The organism is Pseudomonas sp. GW821-FHT07F01 (genome assembly GCF_059418825.1).
Genome location: NZ_JBWKQO010000004.1, coordinates 619318 through 631867 on the forward strand (window position 1 = coordinate 619318; position 12550 = coordinate 631867).

Genomic DNA, 12550 nt, shown 5'->3' on the forward strand with positions numbered 1-12550 from the left:
TTGAGTCTAGAGTCCTTGGCGGCGCAGGCCAGTGACAATAGGCGCCACTTTAGTATCCTTGGGAAATTGGCCGTAGCATGCGGCTCATCATGTAAGAACCCCTCATGAGCGAACGAACGACTTCTGCAAGCTGGACCCTGGGAATCGTCAAGGCCCTGGAGATGGACGGCCTGGATTGCCGGGCCCTGTTCAAGCAGCTGGGGCTCGACTACGGTGCCCTGGAAGATCCCGACGCGCGCTTCACACAGGACTCCATGACCCGGCTCTGGCAGCGCGCCGTCGAGCTTTCCGGCAACCCGGCGATCGGCCTGAACATGGGCAAGGTGGTGCGTCCTGCGTCTTTTCACGTGGCCGGGTATGCATTGATGTCGAGTCGTACCCTGGCGGAGGGGTTTCAGCGGCTGGTGCGTTATCAGCGGATCATTGCCGAAAGCGCTGACTTGAGTTTCCGCCTTCTTCCCGAGGGCTATGCACTGATCCTGACGGTGCATGGCGACCATCTACCGCCCACCCGGCAAAGTGCCGAGGCTTCGCTGGCCTGCGCCCTGGCCTTGTGCGGCTGGCTGACGGGGCGCGCGTTGCAGCCGCGCAAGGTGTTGCTGCAGGGCGAGCAGCCCGGTGACCTGCAACCCTACAAGGACATGTTCCACGCGCCCCTGGTGTTTGCCGCGCCCTTTGATGCGCTGATCTTCGAGCGTGCCGACATGGAGGCCACGCTGCCCACCGCCAACGAGGCCATGGCCCTGCTGCACGATCGTTTCGCCGGCGAATACCTGGCGCGCTTCTCCGAAAGCCGGGTGACCCACAAGGCGCGGCAGGTCTTGTGTCGCCTGCTGCCCCAGGGGGAGCCCAAGCGCGAAATGGTGGCGCAGACGCTGCACCTGTCCCAGCGCACCTTGCAGCGGCGCCTGCAGGAAGAGGGCACCAGCTTCCAGGCGCTGCTGGATGACACCCGCCGGGAACTGGCAGAGCAGTACCTGGCGCAGCCGCGCATGACCTTGCTGGAAATTGCCTACTTGCTGGGGTTTGCCGACCCGAGCAACTTCTTCCGTGCATTCCGCCGCTGGTTCGATGCCACGCCCGGTGAGTACCGGGCGCGGTTACAGGCCGCGCCGGCCCCGGTCAATGACGCCAGAATGCCGGAATACACAACACGAACACCGTGATGATTTCCAGCCGGCCCAGGAGCATGCCCAGGGACAGGATCCACTTGGCGGCGTCCGGCAGGGTCGAGAAGTTGCCGGCCGGGCCGATGGTTTCGCCCAGGCCCGGGCCCACGCCCGACACGGTGCTGGCGGCACCGGTGAGGGCGGTCATCCAGTCCAGGCCCAGCAGCGACAGGGCCAGGGCGATCATGCAGATGGTGATGGCGAAGAAGAACGAGAAGGTCAGGATCGAGCGGACGATTTCTTCGTCCAGGCGATGGCCGTTGTACTTCTGCTTGATCACCGCCCTCGGGTGAATCAGTTGATTGAGGTTGGCCTTGAGCAGGATGTAGGCGACCTGGAAGCGGAAGATCTTGATCCCGCCGGCAGTGGAGCCGGAACAGCCGCCGACAAACCCCAGGTAAAAGAACAGCATCAGTGAGAAATTGCCCCACAGGCTGTAGTCGCCCAGGGCGAAGCCGGTGGTGGTGACCACCGACGTCACGTTCAGCGCCACGTGGCGCAGGGCCTCGAGCCAGTGCAGGTTGGTGGTCCACCAGTACCAGGTGCCGAGTACCAGCCAGGTCACCAGCAGCAGCCCGAGCAGGCCCTGGACCTGCTGATCCTTGATCAGCGCCCGGCGGTTGCCACGCAAAGTGGCCACATAGAGGGTGAAGGGCAGGCTGCCGAGGATCATCACCACCACCGCCACCCAGTGCACCGCCGGTTGTTTCCAGTGGGCCAGGGAATCGTCCGAGGTGGAGAAACCGCCGGTGGAGATCGCCGACATGGCGTGGTTGATGGCATCGAACACGTTCATCCCGGCCCACCAGAACGCCAGGCTGCCGAAGATGGTAATGCCCACGTAGGTGGCGACGATCAGCCGGGCGACCATGTGCGAGCGCGGCATGACCTTTTCCGAGCGGTCCGAGGATTCGGTCTGGAACAGGCGCATACCACCGATACGCAGCAACGGCAGGATCGCCACCGCCATGCCGATGAAGCCGATGCCCCCCAGCCAGTGCAGCATCGAACGCCAGATCAGGATCCCAGGCGACATGCTGTCCAGGCCGCTGAGCACCGTGGCGCCGGTGGCGGTGATGCCGGACATGCTTTCAAAGAACGAGTCGGTGTAGCTGATGTGCTGGGTCAGCAGGAATGGCAGGGCGGCAAAGATGCACACCACCAGCCAACTGGAGACGGTCAGCAGGTACATGTCGCGGGGGCGCAGATGAACGTGCTCGGGGCGCCCGGGGATCACCAGGGCCAGGCCGGCGATAAAGGTGATCATGCTGGCCCAGAGGAAGGACGGCAGGTCGCCGGTACGTTCGAAGACCACCAGGGTCGCCATCGGCACCACCATGGCGATCGCCAGGGTGATGAGGAAGATGCCGATGATGAAACCAATGATCCTTAAGGTCGGCAACGCCATGTGTTCCGCTCGGGCTGGTAGATGAAGGGCGCCCATTCTACCTGCGGGGCAGGGCATGTAAACCGGCACCCGGCCGGCAGATCCCGCTAGAATGGCCGGACATTTTTTTCAGGAGGTGGCCGATGGAGGCTCTCGACGCTTTGCTCAACCGTGTTTCCGTGCCGCGCCTGGTGGAGCCCGCGCCTAGCGCCGCGCAGCGCGAAGCCTTGTTCGCCGCCGCCCTGCGCGCGCCGGATCATGGCCAGTTGCGCCCCTGGCGGTTCCTTACCGTCGAAGGTGCGGCACGCGAGCAGTTGGGCGAGTTGCTGGTGGAGGCGGTACAGCTGCAGGGCGGCGAAGTGACCCAGGCGGCCCTGGACAAGGCCCGGGCCATGCCCCTGCGCGCACCACTGGTGGTTGTGGTGGTCGCCCGTTTGCAGGAGCACTTCAAGGTGCCCAGGAGCGAGCAGTTGCTGGCAGCGGGCTGCGCGGCCCACGGTATCCTGCTGGCGGCCTACGCCCAGGGGATCGGCGCGGTGTGGCGTACTGGCGAGTTGTCCTACTCGCCCCATGTAGCCAAGGGCCTGGGCCTGGAGGACGGCGAAGAGATCATTGCCTTCCTGTATCTTGGCACGCCGCTGAATGAGCCGCGGATCGCCCCCAAGGTCGATACCGCCGAGTTCGTCAGCGCCTGGACTGCCAAGGCCTGATTTTCCTCTTCTAACGCTGTTTACCTCGCGGGCAAGCCCGCTGTTGCCGGACCCGGCGGCAGCGGCTTGCCCGCGTTGCGTTCAGGCCTGCACCACGGCGCCGGGGACCAGGGGCAGTTCCAGGGTGGCGATGAATCCGCCCTGAGGGTGGTTGGCCAGCAGCAGGCTGCCACCGTGACGCTCTGCGGCGCGGCGGGCGATGGCCAGCCCCAGGCCATGGCCCGGAGCGCTTTGCCCCGGGGCGCGGAAGAAGGGCTCTCCCAGCTGGCTCAAGTGCTCGGCTTCTACGCCGGGTCCATGATCGCGCACGCTGATCTGGATCTTCTCGCCCTGGCGTTGGGCCGTGACTTCGATCGCTTGCCCGGCGGGGTTGAAGCGCTGAGCGTTGCGCAGCAGGTTGTCCACTGCCCGCTCCAGCATGGTCGGCCAACCGCGCAGGTGCAGCTGTGGCGGGGCGGTTATCAGCACCGGCTGTTCCGGGCAGGCCAGTTGCGCGTCTTTCTGCACGGCGACCAGCAAGGCGTTGAGGTCCACTTCTTCGGCGCTGGCGTTGTCCGCATCGACCCGGGCCAACACCAGAATCTCGCTGATCAGCGCTTCCAGGCGGTCACATTCGCGGGTCAGCCGCGGCCAGAGCTTTTCCCGTTCTTCGGGGGCGGCCCGTTCCGCCAATGCCAGGGCGATGCGCAGGCGGGCCAGGGGCGAGCGCAGTTCGTGGGACACGTCCCGCAGCAGTTGGCGCTGGCTGCCGATCAGGCTCTGCAGGCGCGAGCCCATGCGGTTGAAGTCCCGGGCCAGTACACCGAATTCGTCGCGGCGGTTGGACAGGCGCGCCAGGCTGTTCTGCTGGTAGGTGGCCTGGCCCAGGTCGTGTACCGCGCCGCGCAGGCGGCTCAGGGGACGAGTGATGGACAGGGTGACCAGGAGGCTGAACAGGGTCAGCACCACCAGGGCGATGGCCAGGGCGCTGAGGGGCCAGGTCAGGCTGTCGCGGTGCCAGGCGTCCAGTTCCGGATGGGGGATGCGATAGATGAACAGGTAGGTGTCGCCGGTTTTCGGGCTGGTGTACTCCGCTGTCAGGCGGCGCCAGGGCAGGTGCCGGTCGTCATTGTTCTGCCGGGCTTCGAAGGCCGCGGCGCGGCGCGGGAAGGTGCCGCGAACCACCGGGTCGCCGCTCTCGTTGAGCACCTGGACATCGATGTGGTACTGGCGCTTGCGCTGCTGGAGGATGTCCTGGGCAGCGTCCTCGCCCTGGTTCTCGTAGGTCTGTGTCCATTCCTCGGTCAGGCTGTTGAGGCCGGGGTGACGGCTGAGGATCCAGGCATCCTGGTTGAGCATGTGCCCGAGCAGGATCGACAGCCCTGCAACCAGGGTGATGGCCAGCCAGAAGCTGGCCAGGATGCGCCAGAACAATGAACGCACAGGAACTCCTCGAACGCGAAAACCCAGTGGGGGGAGGCCACTGGGCTGGGGGTGGACGCTAGCGCATTATTGCGCTTTTTGCGGTTGCTGCGCTTTCCAGGCCTTGAACTCGGCCCATTCGGCGCGACGCTCCTCTTGTTTCTTGACGATGGCGTCAAACTCTTTCTGCTGCTCTGGCTTGAGCAGGGCGCGGATATCGGCCTGGGTCTTCTGGTGCTTGGCGGTCAGCTCATCCTTCATGGCTTTCTGGTCGGCCGGCGAGAGTTTCTCCAGGTACTTTTCCACCACGGCCTTGCGGTCGTGCATTTGCTCGCCCATCAGCTTGCCGATCTGCTGGCGCTGTTCGCGGCTCAGGTCCAGTTGGCTGAAAGGGCCTTTGCCGCGCATGTGCTCGCTGTGCCGAGGGCCGTCCATGGGGCCCATCGGGCCGTGACCTTCCGGCATGGCCATGGCCACGGTTGGCAGGGCGGCGGCGAACATCAGAGCGATCAGGGTCTTGCGCATGGTGTGTCTCCTTGTCTCATTCCCGGTAAGTTCCGGATGAGTTCAGGTTACCCAGATCAAGGTCAGCGGCAGTCAGCGGAGGGTAAAGCTTGGGTAAAGAAGGTATTTCACGGCCCTGACATATCTGCCAGGGCACATCGGGATCAGAGGCTGTAGTAGTAGCCGCGGCTGCGCAGGGCGACGATCCGTGGACGGCCGTCGGGGTGCGGGCCGATCTTCTTGCGCAGGTTACTGACATGCATGTCCAGGCTACGGTCATACAGGGTCAGCTTGCGGCCCAGGGCGATCTGCGCCAGCTCCTGCTTGTCCAGGGGCTCGCCCGGTTGCTTGAGCAGGGCTTCGAGCAGGCGGCTTTCGGAAACGGTCAGGGTAATGTCCTGCTCGTCGATGTTGACCACACCGCGCAGCGGGCTGAAGCACAGGTCGCCCAGTTCCATCTGGCTGGAGGCCGCCACCGGATGGCTGCGGCGCAGTACGGCACGCAGGCGGGCGGTGAGTTCACGGGGGTCGCAGGGCTTGGCCAGGTAATCGTCGGCACCCAGTTCCAGGCCGAGGATGCGATCCAGGGGTTCGCCACGAGCCGAGAGCATCAGCACCGGCAGGTCGGGGTGCTCATTGCGCAGTTGCTTGAGCAGCTCCAGGCCGCTGCCGTCGGGCAGCATCACGTCCAGTACCACCGCTGACGGCGCCGTTTCGGCCAGGGCGCGACGGGCGCTCAGGCCATCGTGGCAGGCCCGCACCAGAAAACCTTCCTGGCTCAGCCAGCTGCTCAGGAGCTCGCACAGCTCCTGGTCATCATCAATCAGTAACAGGTCGCTCATGAATCTCTCAATTTAGCCATTGTCGACGCTTGCGATGCCCGCCACTGGCGAAGATCCCGCAGAGCAGGGCCAGCAGGGCCACGCCGCCGCCGGTGACGAACCACTGCTGTTGATCGGTCAACAGGCGGGGTGCCGGGTTGGCCTGGGCCTCTTTGAGTTGCAGCTTGAGGCGCTGGTTCTCCTGGCGCAAGCGGGTCAGTTGGGGGCTTTCCCGTTCGGCATCGGTATTTTGCAATTGTTTGCTCAGTTCATCGCGCAGGCGCTCGCTTTCTTTCAAGCGTTGCTGCAACTCGGTGATCTGACTGCCGGCGCTCAGGGACAGCGGCGTGGAATGGCCGGTGTCCTGGGTTTCCTCGGCAAGGGCTGGAGCCCCGATCGACAACATGACCAACAGCAGGCACAGCGGACCTTGGCGCATCGAAACTCCTGATTCCAATCGAGTGTTGGGCAGGTTGTCGGCAGTCAAACGAGAATAATGAGCGATTGAGAGCGCGATGAACCGCGAAGGTTCATCGCACCCGGGAGGATTTACGGCATCGATTGCTTGAACGGCTTGACCAGTACATGGGCGTAGACGCCGCAGGTCACGAACGGGTCGGCGTCGGCCCAGGCCTGGGCGGCGCTCAGGGAGTCGAACTCGGCGACGATCAGGCTGCCGCTGAAACCGGCCGCGCCCGGGTCATTGCTGTCGATCGCCGGGTGCGGGCCGGCGAGTACCACGCGCCCCTGATCCTTGAGCACTTGCAGCCGCTCCAGGTGCGCCGGCCGGTTGGCCAGGCGTTTTTCCAGGGAGTTGGCGACGTCTGTGGCAATGATTGCGTAAAGCATGTCAGTCCTCGGTTTTCGGGGTGGTGGGATCGGCGTCATGCAGGTGGCGCGAGAGGTAGATACCCTGGCCCACCAGGAACAATACGGTCATGCCCAGGCTGCCGAAGACCTTGAAGTCGACCCAGATGCTCTGGAAGGTGAAGGCGACAAACAGGTTGGCGGCGCCGCAGAACAGGAAGAAGGCGATCCAGGCGATGTTCAAGCGGGTCCATACCGGGTCTGGCAACGTCAGGGCGTGGCCCATGATGCGCTTGATCAGCAGGCGGTCGCCGACGAAGTGGCTGCCGATGAAGGCCAGGGCGAACAGCCAGTTGACCACCGGAGCTTTCCATTTGAGGAAGGTTTCGCTGTGGAAGGCCAGGGTCAGGCTGCCGAAGACCAGGCAGGCGATCAGGGTCAGCCACTGGCTTTTTTCCAGCTTGCGCTGGGAGATGAACAGGGCGCCATACACCACCAGTGAACTGATGATCAGCACCGCTGTGGCGCTGTAGATGCCGCCCAGGGTGACTTCGTGACCGGCAAGGTCGACGACGCGGGGATCAATTTTATAGACGATGAAAAACAGGAACAGCGGGATGAAGTCGATGAATTGTTTCACAGTGGCAGCCAGAAGCAGGATGTCCCGGCATAATAACAAACATCCTTGGTAGCGAAAGCGCCAGCTGACTTGAGGTTTTATCGTCCTGTGAATGTTGATTTGCACTGCCATAGCACGGCCTCCGACGGCGCCCTGGCGCCCGCGGTTCTGGTTGCGCGTGCGTACGAGAGAGGCGTGCGAATCCTGTCCCTGACCGACCACGACACCCTCGAGGGGCTGGACGAAGCGCGCCAGGCGGCGCAGCAACTGGGCATGCAGCTGGTCAATGGCGTCGAGCTTTCCTGCACCTGGGGCGGCGCCACTATCCATGTGCTGGGCTACGGCTTCGATACCCAGGCCCCGGCTTTGGTGCAAGCCATCGAAAAGCTCCACGAAGGCCGCTGGCTGCGTTCGGAGGAGATCAGCCGCAAGCTGGCCCTCAAGGGCATGCCGGGAGCGCTGGAAGGCGCCCGGGCGATCCAGCAGGAACTGGGAGACAGTGGCAATGCACCGGCGCGGCCGCACTTTGCCGACTACCTGGTGCGTGCCGGTTTCGTGAAGGATCGCGCCGAGGCGTTTCGCAAATGGCTGGGGGCCGGCAAGCTGGGGGACGTCAAGCAGCACTGGCCGACCCTGGAAGAAACCGTCGGCACACTGCGGGCCGCGGGGGCCTGGGTCAGCCTGGCCCATCCCTGGCATTACGATTTCACCCGCAGCAAGCGTCGCCGCTTGATTGCCGACTATATTCAAGCCGGTGGTCATGCTATCGAAGTGGTCAATGGCCACCAACCTGCAGAGCAAGTGGGCAGTTTGGCTATCCTTGCTCGTGAATTCGGACTGCTGGTCAGCGCTGGCAGTGACTTTCATGGCCCTGGAGGCTGGTCCGAGATTGGTGAGTATCGCCCGGTCCCGGAAGACCTGCCGCCCCTTTGGTGTCGGTTCAAACATGAGCCAATTATTGCCGCCTGAACAGGTAGAGACAGTGAGTCAATTTTTCCAGATCCACCCGGAAAACCCCCAGCCACGCCTGATCAAACAGGCCGTCGAGATCATTCGCGGCGGCGGTGTGGTGATCTATCCCACGGATTCGTCCTACGCCGTCGCCTGCCAGATGGGCGACAAGGGCGCAATCGAACGGGTTCGACGCCTGCGCCAGCTGGACGACAAGCACAACTTCGCGCTGATCTGCAGCGACCTTTCGCAGTTGGGCCTGTTCGCCAAGATCGACACGGGCACTTTCCGTCTGCTCAAGGCCCATGTGCCGGGGCCCTACACCTTCATTCTCAACGCCACCCGGGAAGTGCCGCGCCTGCTGCTGCACCCCAAGCGCCGGACCATCGGCCTGCGGGTGCCGAGCAACCCGATCGCCCTGGCGCTGCTGGCCGAGCTGGGCGAGCCGCTGATGAGCGTCAGCCTGATCATGCCCGGTGATACCGAGGCCCTGAGCGACCCCTACGAGATGCGCCAGTTGCTGGAGCACCAGGTGGACCTGATCATCGATGGCGGTTTCGGCAGCACCGAGTCGTCCACGGTGATCAACCTCGCCGACGGCGAGCCGGAAGTGATCCGCGTCGGTTGCGGCGACCCCGCGCCGTTCATGGCCGAGGCCTAGATGTCCGCAGTGGAAACCGTCGACGACCAGGCCGGCGCCCAGCAGGAGCTGCCCTTCGCCATGGTCTACGGCCAGGCGGTCATGGAAATGCCCCTGGACCTGTACATCCCCCCGGATGCCCTGGAAGTCTTTCTCGAAGCCTTCGAAGGCCCGCTGGACCTGCTGCTGTACCTGATCCGCAAGCAGAACATCAACATCCTCGACATCCCGGTGGCGGAGATCACCCGCCAGTACATGGGTTATGTGGAGCTGATGCAGTCGGTGCGCCTGGAACTGGCCGCCGAGTACCTGGTGATGGCGGCAATGCTTGCCGAGATCAAGTCGCGCATGCTCCTGCCGCGCTCAGCCGAGGTCGAGGAAGAAGAGGACGATCCGCGGGCCGAACTGATCCGCCGCCTGCAGGAATACGAGCGCTTCAAGGCGGCCGCCGAGGGCATCGACGGCCTGAGCCGGGTCGGTCGCGATGTGCTGGTGCCCAAGCTCGACGCCCCGGAGGCCCGGGCGCGCAAGCTGCTGCCGGATGTGGCCCTGGAAGAGTTGCTGATGTCCATGGCCGAGGTGCTGCGCCGTGGCGACATGTTCGAAAGCCATCAGGTGAGCCGCGAGGCGCTGTCCACCCGCGAGCGCATGAGCGATGTGCTGGAGCGGCTCAAGGGCGGCGGTTTCGTGCCCTTTGTCGAGCTGTTCACCGCCGAGGAAGGGCGCCTGGGGGTGGTGGTGACCTTCATGGCGATCCTCGAACTGGTCAAGGAATCCCTGGTCGAGCTGGTGCAGAATGAGCCCTTTGCGGTCATCCACGTACGGGCGCGAGCCGAATAACGAGCTTAAATCATGAACCTGAATGAACCCCGCGAGCTGGCGCCCCTGCTCGAAGCCTTTCTGTTGGCCTCGGGAAAACCCCAGTCCCTGGAACGCCTGTTCGAGCTCTTCGAAGAAGCCGAGCGGCCGGACCCGGCGGTCTTCAAGAAAGCCCTGGCCCTGCTCGGCAAGTCCTGCGAAGGGCGGGCCTTCGAGCTCAAGGAAGTGGCCTCCGGCTATCGCCTGCAGATCCGCGAGAAGTTCGCGCCCTGGGTCGGCCGCCTGTGGGAAGAGCGCCCACAGCGTTACTCGCGCGCCATGCTGGAAACCATGGCCCTGATCGCCTATCGCCAACCCATCACCCGGGGCGAGATCGAGGACGTGCGTGGCGTGGCGGTCAACAGCCATATCGTCAAGACCTTGCTGGAACGTGAGTGGATCCGCGTGGTGGGGTATCGCGACGTGCCGGGCAAGCCGGCGATGTTCGCTACCACCAAGGCGTTTCTCGATCACTTCAACCTGAAGAACCTCGACGACCTGCCACCTTTGGCGGAACTGCGGGAGATCGAGGCCGAGCCGGTACTGGAATTCGACGACGCGCCGGTGCCCGAGCACCTGCAACAACTGGCCGATGCCAGCGCCGAGCCGGAGGAACCCAAGGAAGAAACCAGCTTCCATACCCTGCTGCTGGAGCTGGACTCCATGGAGGAGGGGATCAAGACCGACTTCGAAGACTTGCACCGTGATGGTGTGGTGGAACCGGAGCAGGGAGGAGTGCAAGAGCCGGTGCCGGATCTCCCGCAGGAGGAGGCCCGGACCGAATCTGAGTTCCTCGCCGATGAGCCCGATGAATTCCCGGTCGAACCCGAGGACCGGCCGCCGGTCGAAGCAGAGGATGATGTGCTGGGCGTGGCCGAGGCCCGGGCCAAGTTGCTCGCCGCAGTAGCCGCACTGGAGCCTGCTACGCCGCAGTTGAGCGAGGAAGAGGCCGAAGCCCTGGCCCTGGCCGAAGCCATCGAAAACGAACGCCGCCTGCTGGACGATTGACCTTGTAGTCGCTGGCCGGCTCGGCGCATGGCTGGCGGTTTTTTTCGCCGGCAAGCCGGCTCCTACAGAGGTGATGGATGAGTTCTGCCAAGGATCCCTGCATCAGCGTGTGCAAGTTCAGCGATGACATCTGCATCGGCTGCGGGCGCAGCAAGCGTGAGATCAAGACCTGGAAGAAGCTCGACAAGGCCGAGCGCCGTCAAGTGCTGGCTGAAGCCGCCATGCGCCTGCTGCAATTGCGCGCCACCGGCCGGCGGAAAAAGTCCTGAGGGGCGACTTATCAACTAGTCTGTGATGCGCAACCGCCGCCATGAGCGTATGATTCGCGACCCTTTGGCGATCCCTTCGCCACAGACCCTGTTTTCCACCCTTCAGGCCGCTCAAGCCTGAAGCGACACACCGGGAGGTGCCCAGATGAGCGATACCGATCAGAACGACCAGGAAATCCGTCCAGCCGGCGAAAAACTGCAGAAAGTCCTCGCCCGCATCGGCGTCGGCTCGCGCCGCGATGTCGAGTCCTGGATCAGCCAGGGCCGGATCAAGGTCAACGGCAAAGAGGCCACCCTGGGCCTGCGCGTCGACCTGCATGACGCCATTTCCATCGATGGCAAGGTGATCAAGCGCGAAGAGGCCGCCGAATCGGTGCGCCGCGTGATCATGTACAACAAGCCCGACGGCGAGATCTGCACCCGCGACGACCCGGAAGGCCGCCCGACCGTGTTCGACAAGCTGCCGCGTCCGCGCGAAGGCCGCTGGATCAACATTGGCCGCCTGGACATCAACACCACCGGTCTTTTGATGTTCACCACCGACGGTGAGCTGGCCAACCGCCTGATGCACCCCTCCTATGAGATGGACCGTGAGTACGCAGTGCGTGTGCGTGGCGAGGTCGACGACGAGATGATCGAGCGCCTCAAGGCCGGCGTCATGCTCGAAGACGGTCCGGCCAAGTTCACTGACATTCAGCAGGCGCCCGGTGGCGAAGGTTTCAACCACTGGTACCACTGCGTGGTGATGGAAGGTCGCAACCGTGAAGTGCGCCGCTTGTGGGAATCCCAGGGCCTGGTGGTCAGCCGCCTGAAGCGCGTGCGCTTCGGTCCGGTGTTCCTCAACTCCGACCTGCCCATGGGCCGCTGGCGCGAAATGAGCCAGTACGAAGTCGATGTGCTCAGCGCCGAAGTCGGCCTGACGCCGGTGGCCATGCCGCAGCTCAATGCCAAGTCCAAGGACAAGCTGGAGCGCATGCAGCGCAAATCCTCGCGTCCGGTGGGCAAGAGCGAGCGCGTGCGCACCCTGCGTCCGGCCAATGGCAGCGCGGCCACCCCGCGTGTTTCCCGCGAGCCGCAGATCGAAGGCGAGCGTCCTGGCCGCAAGCCGGCTGCCCGTCCGGATGGCGAGCGTGGCTCCCGTGCTCCGCGTCCGGCTACTGGCCGCGGCACTCCGGTGGCCGACCGCCCGGCGGACACCAAGCGTCCGGCCAAGCCGGCGCCCAAGTCCAAGCGCCCAAGCCTGGTGCTGGACAAGGACGCACCTTCCGGCAAGCGCCGTGGCGCCCCGGCCGGTTCCGGCCAGCGTCCCGGTTTTGGTCGCCGCAAGCCGGAGTGATTCCCGGCCTGCCGACAAAAACGCCAACCTCCGGGTTGGCGTTTTTTTTTTGCCTGCAACTGCGCAGGAG

General features: G+C 64.3%; 15 protein-coding genes. 8 read left to right on the top strand and 7 right to left on the bottom strand.

Annotated features, from left to right (window positions below; translation table 11 throughout):
• Positions 1–104 precede the first annotated feature (104 nt).
• On the top strand, positions 105–1166 hold the full coding sequence (locus tag AC07R1_RS17325) for an AraC family transcriptional regulator (RefSeq protein WP_011059926.1): 1062 nt from the start codon (positions 105–107) through the stop codon (positions 1164–1166).
• Here AC07R1_RS17325 and AC07R1_RS17330 read toward each other — a convergent pair.
• Entirely contained in the window at positions 1123–2577 is a 1455-nt protein-coding gene (locus AC07R1_RS17330; RefSeq protein ID WP_011059927.1) for a TrkH family potassium uptake protein, read from the bottom strand. The two genes, AC07R1_RS17325 and AC07R1_RS17330, sit on opposite strands and share 44 nt — an antisense overlap.
• A gap of 122 nt (positions 2578–2699) precedes the next feature.
• Between AC07R1_RS17330 and AC07R1_RS17335 the strand changes: the two genes are divergently transcribed.
• Positions 2700–3266, top strand: a complete 567-nt coding sequence (locus AC07R1_RS17335) for a nitroreductase family protein (RefSeq protein WP_011059928.1) — start codon at positions 2700–2702, stop codon at positions 3264–3266.
• An 81-nt stretch (positions 3267–3347) separates the two neighbouring features.
• Here AC07R1_RS17335 and AC07R1_RS17340 read toward each other — a convergent pair whose 3' ends face one another.
• The 6 genes from AC07R1_RS17340 to AC07R1_RS17365 form a co-directional block, all read right to left on the bottom strand.
• Positions 3348–4688 (bottom strand): sensor histidine kinase, encoded by a 1341-nt coding sequence (locus tag AC07R1_RS17340; RefSeq protein WP_011059929.1) that lies wholly within the window; start codon positions 4686–4688, stop codon positions 3348–3350.
• Positions 4689–4754: 66 nt separating this feature from the next.
• Entirely contained in the window at positions 4755–5192 is a 438-nt protein-coding gene (locus AC07R1_RS17345) for a Spy/CpxP family protein refolding chaperone (RefSeq protein WP_015634603.1), read from the bottom strand.
• A gap of 143 nt (positions 5193–5335) precedes the next feature.
• On the bottom strand, positions 5336–6013 hold the full coding sequence (locus AC07R1_RS17350; protein ID WP_011059931.1) for a response regulator transcription factor: 678 nt from the start codon (positions 6011–6013) through the stop codon (positions 5336–5338).
• A 7-nt stretch (positions 6014–6020) separates the two neighbouring features.
• Positions 6021–6431 (bottom strand): SH3 domain-containing protein, encoded by a 411-nt coding sequence (locus AC07R1_RS17355; RefSeq protein WP_019093743.1) that lies wholly within the window; start codon positions 6429–6431, stop codon positions 6021–6023.
• Between the two features lie 110 nt (positions 6432–6541).
• Positions 6542–6841, bottom strand: a complete 300-nt coding sequence (locus AC07R1_RS17360) for a YciI family protein (protein WP_011059932.1) — start codon at positions 6839–6841, stop codon at positions 6542–6544.
• Position 6842: 1 nt separating this feature from the next.
• A complete protein-coding gene (locus AC07R1_RS17365) occupies positions 6843–7439 on the bottom strand; it encodes a septation protein A (protein WP_011059933.1) in 597 nt (198 codons plus the stop codon).
• 87 nt (positions 7440–7526) lie between these two features.
• On the opposite strand from AC07R1_RS17365, the gene AC07R1_RS17370 reads away from it, so the two are divergent.
• The 6 genes from AC07R1_RS17370 to rluB all read left to right on the top strand — a co-directional run bounded on the left by AC07R1_RS17370 (position 7527) and on the right by rluB (position 12480).
• Complete coding sequence (locus tag AC07R1_RS17370) at positions 7527–8387, top strand: PHP domain-containing protein (RefSeq protein ID WP_011059934.1); 861 nt, start codon at positions 7527–7529, stop codon at positions 8385–8387.
• Positions 8388–8400: 13 nt separating this feature from the next.
• Positions 8401–9030, top strand: a complete 630-nt coding sequence (locus tag AC07R1_RS17375; RefSeq protein ID WP_011059935.1) for an L-threonylcarbamoyladenylate synthase — start codon at positions 8401–8403, stop codon at positions 9028–9030.
• A complete protein-coding gene (locus tag AC07R1_RS17380; protein WP_077933579.1) occupies positions 9031–9849 on the top strand; it encodes a segregation and condensation protein A in 819 nt (272 codons plus the stop codon). It begins immediately after the preceding gene.
• Positions 9850–9861: 12 nt separating this feature from the next.
• Positions 9862–10875 carry an SMC-Scp complex subunit ScpB gene (gene scpB / locus AC07R1_RS17385; protein ID WP_019093745.1) on the top strand — a complete coding sequence of 338 codons (1014 nt, stop codon included), beginning with the start codon at positions 9862–9864 and terminating at the stop codon, positions 10873–10875.
• A gap of 77 nt (positions 10876–10952) precedes the next feature.
• Positions 10953–11144 (top strand): DUF1289 domain-containing protein, encoded by a 192-nt coding sequence (locus AC07R1_RS17390; protein WP_053149705.1) that lies wholly within the window; start codon positions 10953–10955, stop codon positions 11142–11144.
• 145 nt (positions 11145–11289) lie between these two features.
• The gene (rluB, locus tag AC07R1_RS17395) at positions 11290–12480 is read left to right on the top strand and encodes a 23S rRNA pseudouridine(2605) synthase RluB (RefSeq protein ID WP_015634611.1); all 1191 of its coding nucleotides are present in this window, start codon (positions 11290–11292) and stop codon (positions 12478–12480) included.
• The last annotated feature ends 70 nt before the right edge of the window (positions 12481–12550 follow it).

Bases quoted from the DNA above. Each gene is read 5' to 3' on its own strand.
- AC07R1_RS17390 (WP_053149705.1), top strand. From the start codon at position 10,953: ATGAGTTCTGCCAAGGATCCCTGCATCAGCGTGTGCAAGTTCAGCGAT.
- AC07R1_RS17325 (WP_011059926.1), top strand. From the start codon at position 105: ATGAGCGAACGAACGACTTCTGCAAGCTGGACCCTGGGAATCGTCAAG.
- AC07R1_RS17380 (WP_077933579.1), top strand. From the start codon at position 9,031: ATGTCCGCAGTGGAAACCGTCGACGACCAGGCCGGCGCCCAGCAGGAG.
- AC07R1_RS17360 (WP_011059932.1), bottom strand. From the start codon at position 6,841: ATGCTTTACGCAATCATTGCCACAGACGTCGCCAACTCCCTGGAAAAA.
- AC07R1_RS17345 (WP_015634603.1), bottom strand. From the start codon at position 5,192: ATGCGCAAGACCCTGATCGCTCTGATGTTCGCCGCCGCCCTGCCAACC.
- AC07R1_RS17330 (WP_011059927.1), bottom strand. From the start codon at position 2,577: ATGGCGTTGCCGACCTTAAGGATCATTGGTTTCATCATCGGCATCTTC.
- rluB (WP_015634611.1), top strand. From the start codon at position 11,290: ATGAGCGATACCGATCAGAACGACCAGGAAATCCGTCCAGCCGGCGAA.
- AC07R1_RS17355 (WP_019093743.1), bottom strand. From the start codon at position 6,431: ATGCGCCAAGGTCCGCTGTGCCTGCTGTTGGTCATGTTGTCGATCGGG.
- scpB (WP_019093745.1), top strand. From the start codon at position 9,862: ATGAACCTGAATGAACCCCGCGAGCTGGCGCCCCTGCTCGAAGCCTTT.
- AC07R1_RS17350 (WP_011059931.1), bottom strand. From the start codon at position 6,013: ATGAGCGACCTGTTACTGATTGATGATGACCAGGAGCTGTGCGAGCTC.
- AC07R1_RS17335 (WP_011059928.1), top strand. From the start codon at position 2,700: ATGGAGGCTCTCGACGCTTTGCTCAACCGTGTTTCCGTGCCGCGCCTG.